Genomic DNA, 329 nt, shown 5'->3' with positions numbered 1-329 from the left:
CCGCGTGCCCTGTCATACCGACTGGCAACGTTACGATTCACCCACGGTGTTACGCCGTCACGGTCGTGGCTTTCTGGAACGCCTGTGGCGACCCCAGGCCAACGAACCGAACCCGCAGCCCTTGAGCCAACCGGAACTGACAACACTTGCCGAGAGTTTTGGCGGTGTGTGTCTGCCGGCGCAAGACGAACTGCTGTTGCTGTTCGGCGATGGCCATTGGGCCCGGCGTTGCCAGACCCAGTTGCACAAGCTCGGTATCGAGTCGGTGCGCTTCGGTTGCCAAGTGCAGTTGACCGGATTTTCGCGATGAAGGTCATCGACGTTTCGCA

Annotated in this window: 1 protein-coding gene; it reads left to right on the top strand. The window is 60.5% G+C overall.

Translation table 11 applies throughout. The features are described from left to right. Positions 1 to 310 (top strand): hypothetical protein (locus tag CWO84_RS15390; RefSeq protein WP_101053629.1); only part of this gene is annotated, 310 nt, incomplete at its 5' end. Between the last annotated feature and the right edge of the window lie 19 nt (positions 311 to 329).

It is taken from the genome of Methylomonas sp. Kb3 (assembly GCF_002834115.1).
GTDB classification, from domain to species: Bacteria; Pseudomonadota; Gammaproteobacteria; order Methylococcales; family Methylomonadaceae; genus Methylomonas; species Methylomonas defluvii.
Note: the sequence above shows the minus strand (reverse complement) of the source record. Positions and strands in the feature narration are given on the sequence as shown.